The following is a 19,916-nucleotide window of genomic DNA, read 5'->3' as shown; positions in this document are numbered from 1 at the left end:
GCGGCTTCCGTGGCGGCGACCGTGACCGTGCCGGTGGTGACCGTCGTGAGGGCGGCTTCCGCAGCGGCGGTGACCGTCCGAGCTACGGCGACCGCACCGGCGGCAGCCGCGAGGGCGGATTCCGGGGTGGTGACCGTGACCGCACCGGCGGCGGCCGTGAAGGCGGCTTCCGTGGCGGCGACCGTGACCGTGCCGGTGGTGACCGTCGTGAGGGCGGCTTCCGCAGCGGCGGTGACCGTCCGAGCTACGGCGACCGCACGGGCGGCAGCCGCGAGGGTGGTTTCCGTTCGGGTGGTGACCGTGCCGGGTTCTCCCGCACCGGCGACCGTCCGAGCTACGGCGACCGTTCCGGCGGCAGCCGTGAGGGTGGTTTCCGTAGCGGCGGCGACCGCGAGCGGCCCGGTGGCGACCGTCGTGAGGGCGGCTTCCGGGGCGGCGACCGCGACCGTCCGTCCGGTGACCGTCGCGAGGGCGGCTTCCGTAGCGGCAGCGGCCCCGCCGAGCGCCGTGAGGGCGGCGACCGCGAGCGGTCCGCCGAGGGCGCCGAGACCCGCGAGTTCGAGGGTACGGGCCGTCCCGGTCCCGCGCTGCCCGACGACATCACGGCGGCGGACCTCGACAGCGAGGTGCGTGCCGAGCTGCTCTCGCTGGCCAAGCCGGTGGCGGACACCGTCGCGCGGCACCTCGTCGCGACCGGTCAGCTGATCGACGACGACCCGGAGCAGGCGCTGGAGCACGCGCTGGCCGCCCGCCGGCTGGCGTCGCGCATCGCGGTGGTCCGTGAGGCCGTGGGCCTGGCCGCGTACCAGACGGGTGACTGGGCGAGCGCGATCGCGGAGATCCGTACGTACCACCGGATGACGGGGCGGCAGACGCACCTGGCCGTGCTGGCCGACTGCGAGCGGGCGCTGGGCCGGCCGGAGAAGGCGATCGACCTGTTCCGCGGTGTCGAGCGTGACAAGCTGAGCCAGGGTGAGGCGCTGGAGCTGCTGATCGTGGCCGCGGGCGCCCGGGGTGACATGGGCCAGCACGAGGCGGCTGCGGCGATGCTGCAGGTGCGCGAGCTGACCGTGGAGTCGAGCGAGGACTGGTCGCCGCGGCTGCGGTACGCGTACGCGGACGCGCTGCTGGCGTCGGGGCGTGCCGAGGAGGCTCGGGAGTGGTTCGCCAAGGCGGCCGCCGCCGATACCGACGCGGTGACCGACGCGGCTGAGCGGCTGCTCGAGATGGACGGCGTCGAGATCGAGGACGAGCCCGAGGTGGACGACGAGCCCGCCGACCGCGCCGCCTCGGCCAAGGCCGTGGACGACGAGGACGACGAGGACGAGGACGACGACGACCTCGACGGCGAGGACTACGACGACGAGGATGACGACGACCTCGACGACGAGGACGATGACGACGACGAGGACCGCGACGGCGGTGCCGACGAGGACGACGACGACCTCGAGGACTTCGACGAGAAGCCCACGGCCGCTGCCGTCGACACCCCCGCGACGAAGGCGGAAACAGACAAGTGACATCGCTCGTCGAGAACTATGACCTAGTCATATTCGATCTCGACGGCGTGCTGTACCTCATCGACCGCCCCATTCCCGGGGCGGTCGATGCGTTGGCGCGCCTCAGGGATCAGGGCATGGCCGTGCGCTTCGCGACGAACAACGCGTCGCGGCGTGCGGCCGAGGTCGCGGCGCTGCTGCGGGGCATGGGCATCGCCGCCCAGCCGCAGGAGGTGCTGACCTCGGCCGGTGCGGCCGCGGCGCTGCTGGCGCAGCGGTTGGAGCCGGGTGCGCCGGTGCTGGTGCTGGGCGCGCCCGCGCTGCGCGGTGAGGTGACCGACGTCGGCCTGCGGCCCGTCGACAGCGCCGACGACAACCCGCGCGCGGTGGTCCAGGGCTTCGGCCCGGACCTGGGCTGGAAACAGCTGGCGGAGGCGTGTGTCGCGATCCGGGCGGGGGCCTGGTGGATGGCGACGAACACCGACCGGACCCTGCCGACGTTGCGCGGGCCTTTGCCCGGCAACGGTTCCCTGGTCGCGCTGCTGGCACACGCGCTGGAGCGGGAGCCCGACGTCGTGGTGGGCAAGCCCGAGCCGGGTCTGTTCGCGACCGCGGCGGCGCAGGCGTCGGCGCGGCGGGTGCTGGTGGTCGGCGACCGGCTGGACACCGACATCGCCGGGGCGCACCGGGCGGGCATGGACAGCCTGCTGGTGCTGACCGGAGTCTCGACCGCGGTGGAGGCGGCCGCGGCGAGCGGCCAGCTGCGTCCGACGTACGTGGCAGCCGATCTGGGGGGCCTGTTCACTGCGCCTGCGGTTCCGGCACTGTAGCGTTGGTCCGCGGAACGGTACGGGACGCTAACGGCGTCCCGAACCGGGCATCAGTCGGCAGGAGAGGTGGTGACCGCTGTGGCGAGCAAGTCGGGCGAACCCGTGCAGGACGTGGTGAAGGCGTACCTGGAGTTGGCCTTCGGGCTGACCGAGGCGTCGAAGAAGAAGGCGGAGAAGACCGTCAAGAAGGCGGCCAAGGAGCTGCTCGGCAAGAGCGGCGCCACCGCGTCGCAGCTGCAGACGATGGCCGAGGAGCTGGTCACCACCGGCTTGCAGAACCGTGAGGCGATCACCCGCATCGTGCGGCTGGAGCTGGACCGTGCGCTCGGCCGGGTCGGCCTGGCCACCGCCGAGGAGGTCGCCACGCTGACCGCCCGGATCGAGGACCTCGAGGGCCAGTTGCGCGAGGCGAAGGCCGACCGGCCCGCGTCCACGACCAACGGTTCCTCCGCCGCCGCGAGCCCGGTGGTCGCGACCGCGCCGGTGGCGAAGAAGGCCATCGCCAAGAAGGCCGTCGCTCCGGCGAAGACTGCTCCGGCGAAGGCCGCCGAGGAGACCAAGCCCGCGGAGCCCGTCACGACCACCCCGGCGGCAGTCGCCAAGCGGGTCAAGAAGACCACGCCCGTGGTGAAGGCCGCGCCGGCGAAGAAGGCACCAGCGGCGAAGGCGGAACCCGCCCAGGAGGCCCCGATCAAGGGCGCCGCGGCGGCCCGCAAGCCGGTGAAGACCGTGGCGAAGAAGGCCGCGAAGACCGTCGCCGGAGTGGACGCCGCCACCGCGATCGACGCCGTCGCCAAGGCGACGTCCGGCAGCCCCGAGCCGGTGGCCCCGGTCGCGTTCAGCTCCGCACCCGACGTGCCGGTGGCCGCGAAGAAGGCTCCGGCCAAGAAGACCGCGGCCAAGAAGGCCCCCGCCGGTAGGGCGGCGACCGCGTGACCTCACCGCAGCTGCCGCTGTCGTTCTCGCCGTCGGCGGTGCCGGCGCCGCGTCCGATGCCGACACCGGCGACGCTCATGCCCGGCCCGACCGGCCACCACGCGGTGGACGCGGCGGTCCGGGCCGTGGCGAACACCGCCGATCTGCCGCTGGCCGAGCAGCTGGCGGCGTACGAGGCCGCGCACAAGACGTTGCGGGAAGTCCTGACCGCGATCGAGGCCTGACGCACATGGCACGACGTACCCGCCTGGACGCGGAGCTGGTCCGCCGCGGGCTGGCCCGTTCCCGCGACCATGCCGGCGAGCTGATCGCCGCGGGCCGGGTCGAGGTCAAGGGCTCTGTGGCGCACAAGGCCGCGGCCATGGTCGACCCGGCCGACGCGGTACGCGTGGTCGGCGAGTCCACCGGCGACGACTACGTGTCCCGGGGTGGGCACAAGCTGGCCGGGGCGTTGGCCGCGTTCACGCCGCACGGCCTGACCGTCGAGGGCCGCCGCTGCCTGGACGCGGGCGCCTCGACCGGCGGCTTCACCGACGTGCTGCTGCGCAGCGGCGCGGCCGAGGTCGTCGCCGTGGACGTGGGCTACGGCCAACTCGCCTGGTCGCTGCGTACCGACGAGCGGGTGAAGGTGCACGAGCGCACCAACGTGCGCACGCTGACGCCCGAGGTGATCGGCGGGGTGGTCGAGCTGACCGTGGCCGACCTGTCGTTCATCTCGTTGCGGCTGGTGCTGCCCGCGCTGGCCGCGTGCACCGACGGCGACCTGGTGCTGATGGTCAAGCCGCAGTTCGAGGTCGGCAAGGAGCGGGTCGGCGCCGGCGGTGTGGTGCGCGATCCGGCGCTGCGGGCCGAGGCGGTGCTGGACGTCGCCGCGGCCGCGGGCACGCTCGGGCTGGGCGTGGCCGGGGTGACGGCGAGCCCGCTGCCCGGTCCGTCGGGCAACGTGGAGTTCTTCGTGTGGTTCCGGCGTGACGCACCCGCCCCCGCGGTGGACGACATCCGCGCCGTGGTGGAGGCTGGGGTGCCGAACGCACCCGACACGGAGGACTGAATGACGGAGCGCGTGGCGCTGCTGGTCACCCATACCGGCCGGAAGGACTCGACCGATCACGCCCGCACCGTGGCGCGGGACCTGATCGCGGCGGGGTTCAGCGTGCGGGTGGTGGCCGAGGAGGCCGAGGACCTGGACCTGTCCGGGGTGACGCCGATGTCGGGCGCGTGCGCGGCCCAGGGCGCGGAGATCGTGTTCGCGCTGGGCGGTGACGGGACGCTGCTGCGCGCGGCGGAGCTGGCTCGCCCGGAGGGCGTCCCGCTGCTGGGCATCAACCTGGGCAAGGTCGGCTTCCTGGCCGAGGCCGAGATCGCGGACCTGGACACGGCGGTGCGCGACGTGGTCGCGCGGGAGTACAGCGTCGAGGAGCGGCTGACCATCGACGTGACCGCTGAACTGGCCGGTGAGGTCATCGCCGAGTCGTGGGCGCTCAACGAGGTCAGCGTCGAGAAGGGCAGCCGCGAGCGCATGCTCGAACTGCTGGTCGATGTGGACGGTCGCCCGCTGTCGCGCTACGGCTGCGACGGTGTGGTGTGCGCCACGCCGACGGGTTCGACGGCGTACGCGTTCTCGGCCGGCGGACCCGTGGTGTGGCCGCGGGTGGAGGCGCTGCTGCTGGTGCCGATCAGCGCGCACGCGTTGTTCAGCCGCCCGCTGGTGACCGCGCCGGACTCGACGATCCAGATCACCATCGATCCGTACACCGAACACGCGCTGCTGAGCTGCGACGGCCGCCGGGTGTTCAGTCTCGCACCGGGCGCGCAGGTCACGGTGCGGCGCGGGGCGCTGCCGGTGCGGGTGGCGCGGCTGCGGCCGCGGCCGTTCACCGACCGGCTGGTGGCCAAGTTCGGGCTGCCGGTGGAGGGCTGGCGGGCGCACGGGCAGCGGCACGCGACCGGCCACTGACGGGGGACCCCGACGGCCGGCGAGCCGCGCCGCGACCGGGTCCTCGATGGTGCGGAACATTCCCATATCGGCAGGTGCCTCGGCGGCCCGGCGTGACACTGTCGGAGGGGCGGGCTACTGTCATCTGCTGTGCTGGAAGAGTTGCGTATCACCGGTCTCGGCGTGATCGAGGACACCACCCTCCCGCTGACCCGTGGCATGAATGTCATCACCGGTGAGACCGGTGCCGGCAAGACCATGGTCGTCACCGGGCTGGGGCTGCTGTTCGGCGGGCGTGCCGACGCCGGCCGGGTGCGGGCCGAGCCGGGCCGCGCCACCGTCGAAGGCCGACTGCGGCTGGCGGGCAACGCGGCCAGTGCCGTGGCCGCCCGAGTGGCCGAGGCCGGAGCCGAGGGCGACGACGACGGCACGCTGCTGATGAGCCGCACCGTCACCGTCGAGGGCCGGTCCAAGGCCCACGTGGGCGGCCGTACTGTGCCGGTGTCGCTGCTCAGCGACGTCGGCGAGCAGGTCGTGGCGGTGCACGGCCAGTCCGACCAGCTGCGCCTGCTGCGCCCGTCGGAGCAGCGCGGCGCGCTGGACCGCTTCGCCGGTCCGGAGCACGAGAAGCTGCTGGTGGAGTTCAAGGAGCTGTTCGGCCGCTGGCGAGGCGTGGCCGACGACCTCGCCGACCGGCGCGCCAACATGCGCACCCGGGCGCAGGAGGCCGACCTGCTGCGGCTGGGCCTCGACGAGATCACGCGGGTCGACCCGCAGGCCGGCGAGGATGAGGAGCTGCGGGCCGAGGCCCAGCGGCTGGAGCACGCCGAGGGGCTGCGGACTGCCGCGCACATCGCGCACCAGGCGATCGCGGGCGGCGGCGAGACCGACAGCGAGGACGCGACCAGCCTGGTCGGCACGGCCCGGCGCACCCTGGAGTCGCAGTCCACCGTGGACGCGAAGCTGGGGGAGTACGCCGCCCGCCTGGAGGAGGCCGCGTCGCTGCTCGGCGACGTCTCGGTGGAGCTCTCGACATACCTGGCCAGCCTGGACGCCGACCCGGCGCGCCTGCAGCAGATCTACGAGCGGCGCGCCGCGCTGCGCTCGCTGACCCGCAAGTACGCCGACGACGTCGACGGCGTCATCGCCTGGGCAGACAACGCCCGGTCCCGGCTGGCCGCGCTGGACACCTCCGACGAGCTGCTGGAGGAGCTGGAGCGGGAGATGAACCGGCTCGCCGGCGAGGTCGCCGAGCTGGCCGCGAAGCTGCGCGCGGCGCGGCTGGAGGCCGCCGGCCGCTTCGCCGACAAGGTGACCGTGGAGCTGGCCGGGCTGGCCATGCCGCACGCCCGCATCTCGGTGCTGGTCGTGCCGCGCCCCGCCGGTGACATCAGCCTCGTGGTCGAGGGAGTCGAGTCCGGGGTGACCCCCGACGGCGCCGACGACATCGAGCTGCGCCTGCTGGCACACCCGGGTGCGCCCGCGCTGCCGCTGCAGAAGGGCGCGTCCGGCGGTGAACTGTCCCGGGTGATGCTGGCGATCGAGGTGGTGTTCGCCGGTGTCGGCGGCCCGCCGACGCTGGTCTTCGACGAGGTCGACTCGGGTGTCGGCGGCCGCGCCGCGGTGGAGATCGGACGGCGGCTGGCCCGGCTGGCCCGCAACCACCAGGTGCTGGTCGTCACGCACCTGCCGCAGGTCGCCGCGTTCGCCGACCGCCACCTGGTGGTGGCCAAGGACACCGGCGGCGCGATCACCACGAGCGGCGTGCGTGTCGTCGAGGAGACCGAGCGGGCTCGTGAGCTGGCCCGCATGCTGGCCGGCCTGCCGGACTCGGACCTGGGCATCGCGCACGCGGAGGAACTGCTGGCCGTCGCGGCCCGCGAACGCGCCGCCTGAGCCCGTACCACCGCTGAGGGCGGTGCGCCCCACCCCCGGGTGGCGCGCACCGCCCTCGCCGCGTCACGAGGGCCGGCTCCGTCCGATTTGCATCGACGCTGGCCTATTACGTCGACTATTTCGAGATCGAACTCGATGTGATAGGCCAACGTCGATCAAAAGGCGGGTGGGTCAGTGCTGCCGGCCCAGTTCCAGGGCGACGACGCCCGCGGCGACCAGGGCCAGGCCGACGACCTGGAGCCAGCTGAACCGGTCCTGGAAGAAGACCACTCCGGCCAGGGCGACCAGGGCCACGCCGATGCCCGCCCAGATGCCGTACGCCAGCCCGAGCGCCATGCCGCGCTTGAGCACCTGGCTCAGCAGCACGAAGGCGGTGACGTAACCCACGACCACCACTACGGACGGGATCGGCTTGGTGAAGCCCGCGGAGGCGCGTAGGCAGACCGTGGCGACGACTTCGGCGAGGATGGCTCCGGCGAGCATGACGTAGATCACGCGGCTCACTGTAGGCGTCGATCATGAGGGTCGGCGCTGATGTGCCGTTGCGGTTACCGTTGATGTCGCGCGAGGTTTCAGACATCACAATTCAGCCCGTATGGGCCGATCAACGGGTGTCGTACGCGCCAATACCGGACTGACATGCCAGGATGGCTGCGATGCGTCTTCCCACCTTGCGCCGGACCCGGACCGCCGAACTGGGGATCCTCACCGGCACCGCACGGCTCGACCGCCGGACCAAACGTCTGGTCGGTCGACTGCGCCCCGGCGAGATCGCCGTGATCGATCACGTCGACATCGACCGGGTCGCCGCCGACTCCCTGGTGGCCGTGGGGGTGGCGGCGGTGCTGAACGCCAAGCCCTCCATCTCGGGCCGCTACCCCAACCTTGGTCCCCAGGTGCTGGTCGAGGCCGGCATCACCCTGCTCGACGATCTCGGCGAAGGGGTGTTCCAGCAGATCCGCGAGGGTGACTCGGTCCGGGTCGAGGGCAACACCGTCTTCGTGCGCGGTGAGCCGGTGGCGCACGGGGTGCGCCAGGACGGCGACACCATCGCCAAGGCCATGCTCGACGCCCGCGAGGGCCTGTCGGTGCAGCTGGAGGCGTTCGCCGCCAACACCATGGAGTACCTCAAGCAGGAGCGGGAGCTGCTGCTCGACGGTGTCGGCGTGCCCGATATCAAGACCCAGATCTCCGGGCGGCACTGCCTGATCGTGGTGCGCGGCTACGACTACAAGGCCGATCTGGACGTGCTGCGGCCCTACATCCGCGAGTTCAAGCCGGTGCTGATCGGTGTGGACGGCGGCGCGGACGCGCTGGTCGAGGCGGGCTACACCCCCGACATGATCATCGGTGACATGGACTCGGTCACCGACGACGTGCTGCGCTGCGGCGCCGAGGTCGTCGTGCATGCCTATCCCGACGGCCGGGCCCCGGGCCTGGACCGGGTGCACCAGCTCGGTGTGTCCGGGATCACCTTCCCGGCGGCGGCGACCAGTGAGGACATCGCGATGCTGCTGGCCGACGAGAAGGGCGCGACCCTGATCGTGGCGGTCGGCACCCACGCGACGCTGGTCGAGTTTCTGGACAAGGGCCGCGGGGGTATGGCTTCGACATTCCTCACCCGCCTGCGGGTGGGCGGCAAGCTGGTCGACGCCAAGGGTGTGAGCCGGCTCTACCGGCAGAGCATTTCAGGTTCCTCATTGCTTTTGCTGGTATTGTCCGCCATTGCGGCTATGGCCGCGGCCGTCGCCGTGTCCACGGTCGGCAAGGCCTACCTGTCGCTGGCCGCGGAGTGGTGGGACGACGTGATGTTCCACCTGCAGCGGCTGTTCTAGGAACCCGGACGATCAAGAGGCTCTGACGTGATCAACTTCAGGTACCACGTGGTGTCCATGACCGCCGTGTTCCTCGCGCTGGCGATCGGGCTGGTCGTGGGGACCGCCGCGCTCAACGGCCCGGCGGCCGACGCCCTCGAGAAGAACGTCAACGCGCTGCGCGCGACCAACTCGCAGCTGCGCGACCAGGTGACCGGCCTGCGCGACCAGGCCAACCGCGAGGAGCAGTTCGTCACCGAGGCCGCGCCGATCATGCTGAACGGCAAGCTCACCAACCGCCGCATCCTGCTGCTGGTGCTGCCCTCGGGCCGCGACCAGGTCGAGGGTGTCGAGAGCATCCTCAAGACGGCCGGTGCCAAGATCGCCGGAACGGTCGAGCTGACCGACAAGTTCTTCAACCCGGACAACAGCGTCGAGCTGCTCGATCTGGAGAACAAGGCCGAGCCGGCCAGCGTGCCCACCACGGCGATCCCGGCCAACAGCGACGGCGTCGAGTCGTCCAGCGCGCTGCTGGCCGCGGTGCTGCTGGACCGCAGCCCGGCCGTGCCCGCCCCGGACCGCGCCGCGGTGCTCGCCGCGTACAGCAAGCTCGGCTACCTGACCACCAGCGGTGCCGTGACCGGCCCCGCCGAGGCGGTCGTGCTGGTCAGCGGCTCGCCGTACACCGACAGCCAGGCGGGCGGCAAGAACGCGTCCGTGGTCACCACCGCGGTGCAGTTCGACCACGCGGGTGTCGCGGTGGTCGGCGGCGTGCTCGGCGGCGAGGGCAACCTCATGCTCGAGGTACGCGACGACGCCACGCTCGCCAAGACCATCTCGACCGTCGACAACGCGGAGACGGTGCAGGGCCAGGTCGCCGCGGCGCTGGCGCTGTACGAGCAGTTCGCCGACAGCAAGGCCGGCCACTACGGCGTCGGCCCCAACGCCAGCGCCCTCCTGCCGCAGCAGCAGAAGTGAGCTGACGTGGGTTTACTCGCCAGAGCGGCACTGATCGGCCTGGGCGCTTACGGCGCCCGGGCCGCACTGCGTGTGGTGCGCGACCAGCCCCGGGCCAAGGAGCTGGAGCGCACGAACTTCCGCGGGCGCACCCTCACCCTGGCCGGCGGCCCCGCGCTGGCGGTCTCGGCGAGTGTCACCAGCGCGCTGGGCGCGGGCGACCCGCGCACCGCGGCAGCCGCGCTGGCCGCGGGCCTGTCCAGCGGCGCGGTCGGCCTGTACGACGACGTCGTGGGCGCGCGCCCCGACCAGAAGGCCGACAAGGGCTTCCGGGGCCACCTGCGGGCGCTGCGTGAGGGCCGGGTCACCAGCGGCCTCGTGAAGATCGCCGGAGTGGGCGCGGGCGCGCTCGTCGCCGCCGCGCTGCTGCCGGACCGCCGCGGCCGGGGCCGGCTGGGCCGGGCGGCCGAGGTGGCGCTGGGCGCGGGCGTGATCGCCGGCAGCGCGAACCTGATGAACCTGCTGGACCTGCGTCCCGGCCGGGCGCTCAAGGCCGGTCTGCTGGTCGGTGCGCCGCTGACCGTCACCCGCGCGGGCGGCCTGGTCGCCGGTCCGGTCGGCGCGAGCGCGAGCCTGCTGCCCGCCGACCTCGGCGAGGAGATCATGCTCGGCGACTCCGGCGCGAACGCGCTGGGCGCGCTGCTCGGCGTCAGTGTGACCGCCCGCACCGGCCTGTTCGGCCGCGCGGCCATGCTCGCCGGGATCGCCGCGCTGACCGCCGCCAGCGAGAAGGTCAGCTTCACCAAGGTCATCGAACGCACCCCGGTGCTCCGCGAGATCGACGCCTGGGGCCGCATCCCGGCGGCCAAGCCGAGCACCGCCGCGTCGCCGATCGCCCCGCCGCGATCGGCCGCCGAGCCGCCTGCCGCGCCGCTGCCGCCCGCGACCGGCGCGATGGCCACGCCGGTGACCCCGGTGCACGGGGCCGAGGTCAAGCCGAAGATCGCGAAGAAGTCCGTGAAGGCGGCCGCACCCAAGCCCGCTTCCCCCGCCGCCGGTGCGCCGGCCGCGGCGGACGAGGCCGACCGCGCCGCGGACGTCGTCCGGGCCGACCGCGCCGCGGACGTCGCCCGGGCCGACCACGCCGCGGGCGAAGACGGGGCAGACCACGCCATGGGCGTCACCGACCCGGCCGAGCCGGGCGCGGACAAGCCGAGGCCACGAGCACGGGCGCCGCGCCGTACCGCTTCATGACCGTGACCGCTGACGACAAGGCCGCGGCCCCCTCGGCCGCCGGCCCGGCAGCGGCCCGCATCGCCGGCGCCGCGACGCTGATCGCGGGCCTGACCGTGCTGGCCCGCCTGGCGGGTTTCGCGCGCACCCTGGTGTTCTCGCAGACCGTCGGCGACGGCGGGCTCAGCGGCATGTACCTGGCCGTCAACACCATCCCCAACATCATCTTCGAGATCGTGGCCGGTGGCGCGCTGGCCGGGCTGGTGGTGCCGCTGCTGGCCGGGCCGCTGGCGGCCGGTGACCGCGAGCAGGTGCGCCGCACCGTGTCCGCGCTGCTCACCTGGGCGCTGGCTGCCCTGATCCCGCTGGCGGCGGTGCTGTGGCTGGCGGCGGACCCCCTGGTCACCCTGCTGCAGGCGACCGCGCCGCCGGAGCTGCACGAGGACGGCGTGGCGATGCTGCGGGTGTTCGCGCCGCAGGTGCCGCTCTACGGCATCGGCATCGTGCTGACCGGTGTGCTGCACGCGCACCGCCGGTTCGCGTGGCCGGTGCTCGCGCCGCTGCTGTCGAGCCTGACCGTGATCGGCGCGTACCTGTGGTTCGCCGCCGAGGCTGGGGCTGACCCGGAGCCGGGCACGGTCAGCGGGGGCGAGCTGGCGATCCTGTCGGTCGGGACCACCCTCGGCGTGGTCGTGCTCACGCTGTGCCTGCTGATCCCGGTCAGCCGGCTGGGCCTGCGGCTGCGACCGGTGTTCCGGGTGGAACCCGCGCAGCGGCGGCGGATGAGCTCACTGGCGCTGGCGGGCGCGGCCACGGTCGTGGCGCAGCAGGTGGCGCTGCTGGTCGCGATCATCCTGGCCGGGCGCGTCCACCCCGTCGGCGGCGGGGCGTCGGCCAACACGCTCTACAACTTCGCGATGACGCTGTACCTGCTGCCGTGGGCGGTGCTCGCGGTGCCCGCCGCGACGGCCGCGTACCCGGCGATCGCGACCGCGTTCGCCACCGCCGACCAGCACACGCTGCGGCTCACCGTGGGCCGTACCAGCCGGGCGGTGCTGCTGCTCAGTGGGCTCGGCGCGGCGGGCCTGGCCGCGGTGGCCGCTCCGGCGGCCGCGTTCCTGACCGAGGGCGACGGTGCGACCGCGCTGGCCGCGGCGGTGCTCGCGTTCGCGCCCGGTCTGCTCGGCTACGGGCTGGCCGCCCTGCACCAGCGCACCCTGTACGCGGTGGGCGCGAACCGGCTCGCCGCGCTCGGGGTCAGCGGCGGCTGGGCGGTCACGCTCGCCGCCGCGGTGATCCTGTCCGGGCTGCTGCCGGACTCGCAGCGGGCGGCGGCGCTGGGCGCGGCGAACTCGATCGGCATGCTCGTGATGGCGGCGCTGCTGGCGGCGGCGGTCCGGGCCCGGGTGGGCGGTAACGCCCTGACCGGCCTGTTCCGTGCCGCGCTGGCCGCTTCGGCGGCCGGGCTGGCCGGGGCCGTCGCGGGCGTCGAGGCGGGCCGGGCGCTCGTCACCGGGACCCCAGGCATCATGGGTCTGGTCGGACAGGGCATGCTGTCCGGTGGCGTGTCGCTTGTAGTCTTCCTGATCGTGTGCGCCCTGCTCGACCTGCCGGACCTGCGTCCGCTGCTCGAGCGGGTGAGCCGCCGACGCGGGTGACCGGGCGGGCGCGGCGGGCGAGGGCAGGAGGACCGTTGACCACGGGGACGGAATGGACCGGCAGCGTCGTGCTGCTGCTCGCCTCCAGCACGGGCGGGATCGGCCAGCACGTGGCCGCGCTGGCCGAGGGGCTGAGCCGGGCCGGGTGCGAGGTGACCGTGTGCGGTCCCGCCGCGACCGAGCAGCACTTCCGCTTCACCGACCGCGGCGCGCGCTTCCACCCCGTCGAGATCCCCGCCGAGCTGCACCCCAGTGACATGCGGGCGGTGCGCACCCTGCGCCAGTTCCTGGCCACGTCGCGCCCGGCCGTGGTGCACGCGCACGGGCTGCGCGCCGGGCTGGCCGCCGCGCTGTCGCGCCCGCCGTGCCCGCTGGTGACGACCTGGCACAACGCGCCCCTGCGGGCCGGGCTGCGCGGCCGGGTGCACACCCTGGTGGAGCGGATCGTGGCCCGTTCCTCCGCGGTCACCCTCGGCGCCTCCACCGATCTGGTCGCGCGCGCCCACGCGGTCGGCGCGGCGGACGCCCGGCTGGCCCCGGTGGCCGCCCCGCGGCTGCGACGCACCCGGCGCAGCCGGGCCGCGGTGCGTTCCGGGCTGGGCCTGCCCGACGGGGTGCCGCTGGTGCTGTCCGTGGGCCGGCTGCACCCGCAGAAGGCGTACGACACGCTCGTTTCCGTCGCGGCGCGCTGGCGGGACATGTCCCCGGTGCCGCGGGTGCTCATCGCGGGCGAAGGCCCGTCGTACCTCGACCTCGCCGCGCAGATCTCGCAGCTGCGGTCCCCGGTCACCCTGCTCGGGCACCGCACCGACGTCGGCGACCTGATCGCGGCCGCGGACCTGGCCGTGGTCACCAGCGTCTGGGAGGCCCGCCAGCTGTTCGCGCAGGAGGCCCTCAGCGGCGGGCTGCCGCTGATCGCCACCGCGGTCGGCGGCATCCCCGAGCTGGTCGGCGACGGCGCGCACCTGATCGAGCCGAACGACCCCGACGGCCTGGACAGCGCGGTGCGCAAGCTGCTCGGCGACGAGCAGGCACGGGCGCGGCTGGGCGAGCGCGGCCTGGCGCAGGCCGCCACCTGGCCCGACGAGCAGGCCAGCATCGACGGCGTGCGCGCCGTGTACGCGGAACTGGCCGCCGACGACCGCGCGGGGCAGCTCTGATGCTTCGCCGGCCGGCTCCCCTCCCCACGGCCCTCCTGCTGACCCTGCTGGCGCTGCTCGGTCTCGCCCTGGCCGGGACGGCCTCCCCGGCGGCCGCCGGGCCGGTCGAGGACGACGAGGCCGACTACGTGCTCATCGCGGGCGCGCCAGGGCTGCGCTGGGACGACATCGACGCCGACCGGACCCCGAACCTGTGGAAGCTGGCCGAGCGCGGCTCGATCGGCTCCCTGTCGACCCGGTCCGCGCACACGCCCACCTGCCCGGCCGACGGCTGGCTGACGCTCGGCGCGGGCAACTACGCCGAGCGGACCGGGGTCGGCAAGGAACCCGCCGAGGGCGGCGTCGAGCCCGAGCCGGACTCCCCGCAGCTGTGCCCGAAGCTGGACGTGGCCATCGAGCGGCCGGACGCGATCGGGGCGTACCTGCCCGATCAGGAGGCGGTCGTCGAGCACCAGCGCGAGCTGCCCTACGGCACCGTGCCGGGGGCGCTGGCCGAGTCGGTGCGCTGCACCGCGGCGGTCGGCCCGGGGGCGGCGGTCGCGGCGGCCCGCTCGTTCGGCCGGGTCGACCGGTATCTGCCCGCGCTGCCCGCGACGGACAAGGCGCGCAAGGCCCTGGCGGAGTGCCTGCTCAGCATCGTGGATCTGGGCGCGATCGACGGGCGCACGCCGTCGCAGCGGCTGCGCCAGGCGGCCGCCGTGGACAAGCAGCTCGGGCAGGTGCTGGCGGCCCGGCCGAAGAACTCCACGCTGCTGGTCGCCGGGGTCGCCGACACCGAGGCCAGCTCGCGGCTGCACGCGGTGATCGCCGACGGCAAGGGCTGGGAGGGCGGCTACCTGACCTCGGCCACCACCGGCCGGGCCGGTTACCTGCAGCTGGTCGACCTCGCGCCGACCGCGTTGCACCTGCTCGGCCGCGAGATCCCCAAGCGGATCATGGTCGGCCACGCGGCCGTGCTGGCCGACGGGCGTCCGGCGGATCTGGACCAGGCGACCGCGGCGGGCACCGACGCCGACCGGCGCGCCGCGGCGGCCCGTACCGTGTCCGCCTGGTTCTTCTGGCTGCTGGCGCTGGTGCAGATCGGCCTGTTCACGGCCGTGGTGCCGCTGCTGCGGCGCAGTTACCGCCATGCCGGGCCGACCGGTCCCACCCCGCCCCCGCAGCGGCTGGTGAGCGTCCTGGAGGTGCTGCTGACCGGGGCGTCGCTGGCGCTGCCGGCCGCGCTGATCGCCGGCGTGGTGCCGTGGTGGCGATTCGGCCGTCGCGGGCTGATCTTCGGCCTGGTCACGGCCGGTATCACCCTGCTGCTCACCTTCGTCACGGTCCGGCTGCCGGTGTACCGCAAGCGCACCCTGGGCCCGGTCGGGGTGGTGGCCGCCATCGCCGCCGCCGTGGTCGGCATCGACCTGCTCACCGGGGCCAGGCTGCAGCTCAATGGCGTAGCCGGTTACTCGGTCCTGGAAGGCACCCGCTACGCGGGCATCGGCATGGTCGGCATGGGCGTCTTCTTCGCCGGGGTGCTGCTCACCGCGGGCACCCTCGCCCAGCTGGTGCCGCAGCGCAACCGGCCGCTGCTGGTCAGCGCGATCGGCGCGGCGGGTGTGCTGCTGGTCGGCATCCCGGCGCTGGGCGCCGACGCGGGCGGCGCGGTCGCGCTGACCGCGGGGGTGTGCCTGACCGCCGCGCTGTGTCCGGGCGGCTGGCTCACGTTCAAGCGGCTGGCCCTGGCGATGGCCGCCGGGGTGGCGGCGACCGTGGTGTTCGCGCTCATCGACGTGCGCCAGCCGGTGGACCAGCAGGGCAGCCTGGGCCGTTTCCTCACCCAGCTGTCCGACGGCACGTCCGGCCCGACGCTCAACCGGTTGCTCGACGCCAACCGCATCGCCCTGGTGACCAGCCCGCTGACCGTCCTGGCGCTGGTGTCGGCGGTGTTCCTGTGGGTGGTGCTGATGCGCCCGTGGGGCGGCCTGAAGCGGCTGTACGGCATCTACCCGCCCATCCGGGCTGCGGTGGCCGGCATCGGCCTGGCGTCGATCCTGGGCGGTCTGCTGGGCGGCGCGGCGCTGAACGTGACCGGCGCGGCGGCGGCCACCGCGATCCCGGTGCTCACGCTCGGGGCGATGCGGGTGCTCGGGCATGCCGCCGATCGGACCCGCATCGCGGAGGAGGCCCCGTCGCCCGTGACGGTGAGCGACGACACCCCGGAGGCGGTTTCGGGTACGTAGCCCGCGGATGAACGCCTGACCCGTGTTAGGGTGAAACCCCGTGGTAGCAGCGCGGACGACCAAGCATATTTTCGTTACGGGAGGCGTCGCCTCCTCGCTCGGCAAGGGGCTCACGGCCTCCAGCCTCGGCACTCTTCTCACCGCTCGCGGTCTGCGGGTGGTCATGCAGAAGCTCGACCCCTATCTCAACGTCGACCCTGGGACGATGAACCCGTTTCAGCACGGCGAGGTCTTCGTCACCGAGGACGGGGCCGAGACCGACCTCGACGTGGGGCACTACGAGCGCTTCCTCAACCGTGACCTGTCGGCCAAGGCCAACGTCACCACGGGGCAGATCTACTCGGCGGTGATCGCCAAAGAGCGCCGCGGTGAGTACCTCGGCGACACCGTGCAGGTCATCCCGCACATCACCAACGAGATCAAGTCCCGGATCCGGGCCATGGCCGAGCCAGACGAGCACGGCCGCACCCCCGACGTGGTGATCACCGAGGTCGGCGGCACGGTCGGCGACATCGAGTCGCTGCCGTTCCTGGAGTCGATCCGGCAGATCCGCCACGACGTGGGCCGCGACAACTGCTTCTACCTGCACGTGTCGCTGGTGCCGTACCTGGCGCCGTCGGGCGAGCTGAAGACGAAGCCGACCCAGCACTCGGTGGCCGCCCTGCGCAACATCGGCATCCAGCCGGACGCGCTGGTCTGCCGCTCCGACCGGGAGATCCCGGCGGGAATGAAGAGCAAGCTGGCCCTGTACTGCGACGTCGACGCCGAGGCGGTGGTCTCGGCCCCCGACGCGCCGAGCATCTACGACATCCCGAAGGTGCTGCACCGCGAGGGTCTGGACGCGTACGTGGTGCGTCGGCTGGGCCTGTCGTTCCGTGACGTGGACTGGTCCACCTGGGACGACCTGCTGGAGCGGGTGCACCACCCGGTGCACGAGGTCACCATCGCGCTCGTCGGCAAGTACATCGACCTGCCGGACGCGTACCTGTCGGTGTCCGAGGCGATCCGGGCGGCCGGGTTCGGCCACCGGGCCAAGGTGAAGCTGAAGTGGGTGCCCAGCGACGACTGCCAGACCGCCGAGGGCGCGGCCAAGGCGCTCGCCCACGTCGACGGCGTGGTCATCCCGGGCGGCTTCGGCGTGCGCGGCATCGAAGGCAAGATCGGCGCGGTGAAGTACGCGCGGGAGAACCGGATCCCGACCCTCGGCCTGTGCCTGGGCCTGCAGACGATGGCCATCGAGGTGGCCCGCCACGTGGCCGGGGTCGCCAAGGCCAGCTCGCTGGAGTTCGACGAGCAGACCCCGGACCCGATCATCTCGACGATGGCCGACCAGGAGGACATCGTCGCGGGCAAGGGCGACCTGGGCGGCACCATGCGCCTGGGGGCGTACCCGGCGAAGCTGACGCCCGGCTCGATCGTGGCCGAGGTGTACGGCGCGACCGAGGTCAGCGAGCGGCACCGGCACCGGTACGAGGTCAACAACGCCTACCGCCCGGCGCTGACCAAGGCCGGCCTGCACATCTCGGGCACCTCGCCGGACGGCAAGCTGGTCGAGTTCGTGGAGCTGGACCGGGAGCTGCACCCGTACTTCGTGGCCACGCAGGCGCACCCGGAGTTGAAGAGCCGCCCGACACACCCGCACCCGCTGTTCTCGGGTCTGGTGGGAGCGGCGATCGCCTATGCTCAGGCCGACCAGCTGCCCGGCGTGGCGGAGGCGGCCGAGCCGGTGGCCGCCAAGCGCTGACCCGGGCCGGACAACCGAACAAGCACGCTGGTCGCAGGCTCTTCGCCTGCGACCAGCGTCGTTTGAAGGACAGGAGCCCGTGTGTACGAGGTCGTCGGCAGCACCGAGCGGTTCAAGGGGCACATCTTCCGGGTGGTCACCGACCAGGTGACGATGCCCGGGGGAGCGGTCGCGGGGCGGGACGTGGTGCGCCATGTCGGCGCGGTGGGCGTGGTCGCGCTGGACGATGCCGGCCGGGTCGTCCTGGTCCGCCAGTACCGGCACCCGGTCGGCCGCTACCTGTGGGAGCTGCCCGCGGGCCTGATCGACGTGCAGGGCGAGGGTCTGGCCGCCGCGGCGCTGCGCGAGCTGGCCGAGGAGGCCGACCTCGCCGCGGGCCGGATCGACCTGCTGGTGGACATGTTCACCACGCCCGGCTGCAGCGACGAGATGATCCGCGTCTTCCTGGCCCGCGACCTGTCCGAGATCCCCGAGCACGAGCGCCACGCCCGCGCCGACGAGGAGGCCGACATGCAGGTCGATCTCGTCCCCCTGGACGAAGCCGTGGCCATGGTCTTCGACGGCCGCATCACCAACGGCCCGGCCGTCGGCGGCCTGCTCGCCGCCGCCCGCGCCCGCGACGAGGGTTTCAAGAACCTCCGCCCCGCCGACGCCCCGCTCCCGCCCCGCTGACGCCCGCCGGGCGGGCGGTAAGCGGTAAATATCCGATTCAGCACTATCCTTGAGTTGATCGCAGGGCGGCAGGTCTGCCGTGTTGACACCATGTCAAGCCGGCAAGGCATCAGCTTGCATCCTGTCAAGCGCTTCGGGCTGTTTTCCGGGCCTAGACTGCCGCCGCGGGGGGTAGACCTGGGGCAACGGTGCCGTCGGGCCCTCCCGCAAGCGCAGGATCGAGGAAGGTGCAGTCGTGAAGGTCGGTATCCCCCGCGAGGTCAAGAACCACGAGTACCGGGTGGCGATCACCCCGGCGGGCGTACACGAGTTCGTCCGCAACGGACACGACGTCGTCATCGAGACCGGCGCCGGTCTGGGCTCCTCCATCACCGACGAGGAGTACGTGGCGGCCGGCGCGCGCATCCTGCCCACCGCTGACGAGGTGTGGGCCGAGGGCGAGCTGATCCTGAAGGTCAAGGAGCCCATCGCCGAGGAGTACCACCGCATGCGCGAGGGGCAGGTGCTGTTCACCTACCTGCACCTGGCCGCTTCCAAGGAGTGCACCGACGCGCTGATGACGCAGAAGGTCACCGGCATCGCGTACGAGACGGTCGAGACCGCCGACCGCGCCCTGCCGCTGCTGGCCCCGATGAGCGAGGTGGCCGGCCGGCTCGCCCCGCAGGTCGGCGCGTACCACCTGATGCGCTTCGCGGGCGGCCGGGGCGTGCTGCCCGGCGGCGTGCCCGGCGTGCGCCCGGCCAAGGCCGTCGTCATCGGCGCGGGCGTGTCCGGCATGAACGCCGCGACCATCGCCCACGGCCTGGCCTTCGAGGTCACCGTGCTGGACAAGAACATCAAGAAGCTGCGCGAGGTCGACCAGCAGTTCCACGGCCAGGTCCGCACCGTCATGTCGAACGCGTTCGAGCTGGAGAAGGCGGTGCTGGAGGCCGACCTGGTCATCGGCGCGGTGCTGGTGCCCGGCGCGAAAGCCCCGACGCTGGTCAGCAACGAGCTGGTGAGCCGGATGAAGCCGGGCAGCGTGCTCGTCGACATCTCGATCGACCAGGGCGGCTGCTTCGAGGACTCGCACCCGACCACCCACGCCAACCCGGTGTACAAGGTGCACGAGTCGGTCTTCTACTGCGTGGCGAACATGCCCGGCGCGGTCCCGCACACCAGCACCTACGCGCTGACCAACGTGACCCTGCCGTACGCCGTCGAGCTGGCCAACTACGGCTGGCAGGAGGCGCTGCGCCGCGACCCCGCCCTGAAGCTGGGCCTGAACACCCACGCGGGCGAGATCACCTACGGCCCGGTGGCCGAGGCGCACGGCCTCACCGCCGTGGACGTCGACTCGCTGCTCTGACCAGTGTT

The 19,916-nt window shown here is 73.3% G+C and carries 15 protein-coding genes and 2 pseudogenes; 16 read left to right on the top strand and 1 reads right to left on the bottom strand.

Annotated features, from left to right (window positions below):
- Window positions 1–626: 626 nt before the first annotated feature.
- From AB0B66_RS26685 to recN, 7 genes and pseudogenes are all read left to right on the top strand, one after another.
- A complete protein-coding gene (locus tag AB0B66_RS26685) occupies window positions 627–1,520 on the top strand; it encodes a tetratricopeptide repeat protein (RefSeq protein ID WP_360535024.1) in 894 nt (297 codons plus the stop codon).
- Window positions 1,517–2,302: pseudogene (locus AB0B66_RS26680) on the top strand (HAD-IIA family hydrolase); the annotation flags it as partial. The gene AB0B66_RS26685 and the pseudogene AB0B66_RS26680, both read left to right, overlap by 4 nt.
- A 96-nt stretch (window positions 2,303–2,398) precedes the next feature.
- On the top strand, window positions 2,399–3,265 hold the full coding sequence (locus AB0B66_RS26675) for a hypothetical protein (protein ID WP_360535014.1): 867 nt from the start codon (window positions 2,399–2,401) through the stop codon (window positions 3,263–3,265).
- Window positions 3,262–3,489 (top strand): hypothetical protein, encoded by a 228-nt coding sequence (locus AB0B66_RS26670; protein WP_360535012.1) that lies wholly within the window; start codon window positions 3,262–3,264, stop codon window positions 3,487–3,489. The genes AB0B66_RS26675 and AB0B66_RS26670 overlap by 4 nt, the downstream gene beginning before the upstream one ends.
- Window positions 3,490–3,494: 5 nt before the next feature.
- A complete protein-coding gene (locus tag AB0B66_RS26665; RefSeq protein WP_360535010.1) occupies window positions 3,495–4,316 on the top strand; it encodes a TlyA family RNA methyltransferase in 822 nt (273 codons plus the stop codon).
- Window positions 4,317–5,222, top strand: a complete 906-nt coding sequence (locus AB0B66_RS26660) for an NAD kinase (RefSeq protein WP_360535008.1) — start codon at window positions 4,317–4,319, stop codon at window positions 5,220–5,222.
- Between the two features lie 129 nt (window positions 5,223–5,351).
- A complete protein-coding gene (gene recN / locus AB0B66_RS26655; RefSeq protein WP_360535006.1) occupies window positions 5,352–7,097 on the top strand; it encodes a DNA repair protein RecN in 1,746 nt (581 codons plus the stop codon).
- A 171-nt stretch (window positions 7,098–7,268) separates the two neighbouring features.
- Here recN and AB0B66_RS26650 read toward each other — a convergent pair whose 3' ends face one another.
- The gene (locus tag AB0B66_RS26650) at window positions 7,269–7,592 is read right to left on the bottom strand and encodes a multidrug efflux SMR transporter (protein WP_360535004.1); all 324 of its coding nucleotides are present in this window, start codon (window positions 7,590–7,592) and stop codon (window positions 7,269–7,271) included.
- A gap of 161 nt (window positions 7,593–7,753) precedes the next feature.
- Here AB0B66_RS26650 and steA point away from each other — a divergent pair, with 161 nt between their 5' ends.
- The 9 genes and pseudogenes from steA to ald all read left to right on the top strand — a co-directional run bounded on the left by steA (window position 7,754) and on the right by ald (window position 19,908).
- Window positions 7,754–8,932: a putative cytokinetic ring protein SteA gene (gene steA / locus AB0B66_RS26645; protein ID WP_360535002.1), complete on the top strand. Its 1,179-nt coding sequence runs from the start codon at window positions 7,754–7,756 to the stop codon at window positions 8,930–8,932.
- A gap of 27 nt (window positions 8,933–8,959) precedes the next feature.
- Complete coding sequence (locus AB0B66_RS26640) at window positions 8,960–9,889, top strand: copper transporter (RefSeq protein ID WP_360535000.1); 930 nt, start codon at window positions 8,960–8,962, stop codon at window positions 9,887–9,889.
- A 6-nt stretch (window positions 9,890–9,895) separates the two neighbouring features.
- A pseudogene (locus tag AB0B66_RS26635) lies at window positions 9,896–10,723 on the top strand (hypothetical protein); the annotation flags it as partial.
- 395 nt (window positions 10,724–11,118) lie between these two features.
- Window positions 11,119–12,759, top strand: coding sequence for a lipid II flippase MurJ (locus AB0B66_RS26630; RefSeq protein ID WP_360534998.1), 1,641 nt, complete (start codon window positions 11,119–11,121; stop codon window positions 12,757–12,759).
- Between the two features lie 35 nt (window positions 12,760–12,794).
- Window positions 12,795–13,919, top strand: a complete 1,125-nt coding sequence (locus AB0B66_RS26625) for a glycosyltransferase family 4 protein (protein WP_360534996.1) — start codon at window positions 12,795–12,797, stop codon at window positions 13,917–13,919.
- A complete protein-coding gene (locus AB0B66_RS26620; protein WP_360534994.1) occupies window positions 13,919–16,144 on the top strand; it encodes a hypothetical protein in 2,226 nt (741 codons plus the stop codon). The genes AB0B66_RS26625 and AB0B66_RS26620 overlap by 1 nt, the downstream gene beginning before the upstream one ends.
- Window positions 16,145–16,184: 40 nt before the next feature.
- On the top strand, window positions 16,185–17,888 hold the full coding sequence (locus AB0B66_RS26615) for a CTP synthase (RefSeq protein ID WP_360534992.1): 1,704 nt from the start codon (window positions 16,185–16,187) through the stop codon (window positions 17,886–17,888).
- Between the two features lie 81 nt (window positions 17,889–17,969).
- The gene (locus AB0B66_RS26610) at window positions 17,970–18,560 is read left to right on the top strand and encodes an NUDIX hydrolase (RefSeq protein ID WP_360534990.1); all 591 of its coding nucleotides are present in this window, start codon (window positions 17,970–17,972) and stop codon (window positions 18,558–18,560) included.
- 235 nt (window positions 18,561–18,795) lie between these two features.
- Window positions 18,796–19,908, top strand: coding sequence for an alanine dehydrogenase (ald, locus tag AB0B66_RS26605; protein WP_360534988.1), 1,113 nt, complete (start codon window positions 18,796–18,798; stop codon window positions 19,906–19,908).
- Window positions 19,909–19,916 lie beyond the last annotated feature (8 nt).

The organism is Catellatospora sp. NPDC049111 (assembly GCF_040648615.1).
GTDB lineage: Bacteria > Actinomycetota > Actinomycetes > Mycobacteriales > Micromonosporaceae > Catellatospora > Catellatospora aurea.
This window is presented reverse-complemented; position numbering and strand designations above follow the sequence as displayed.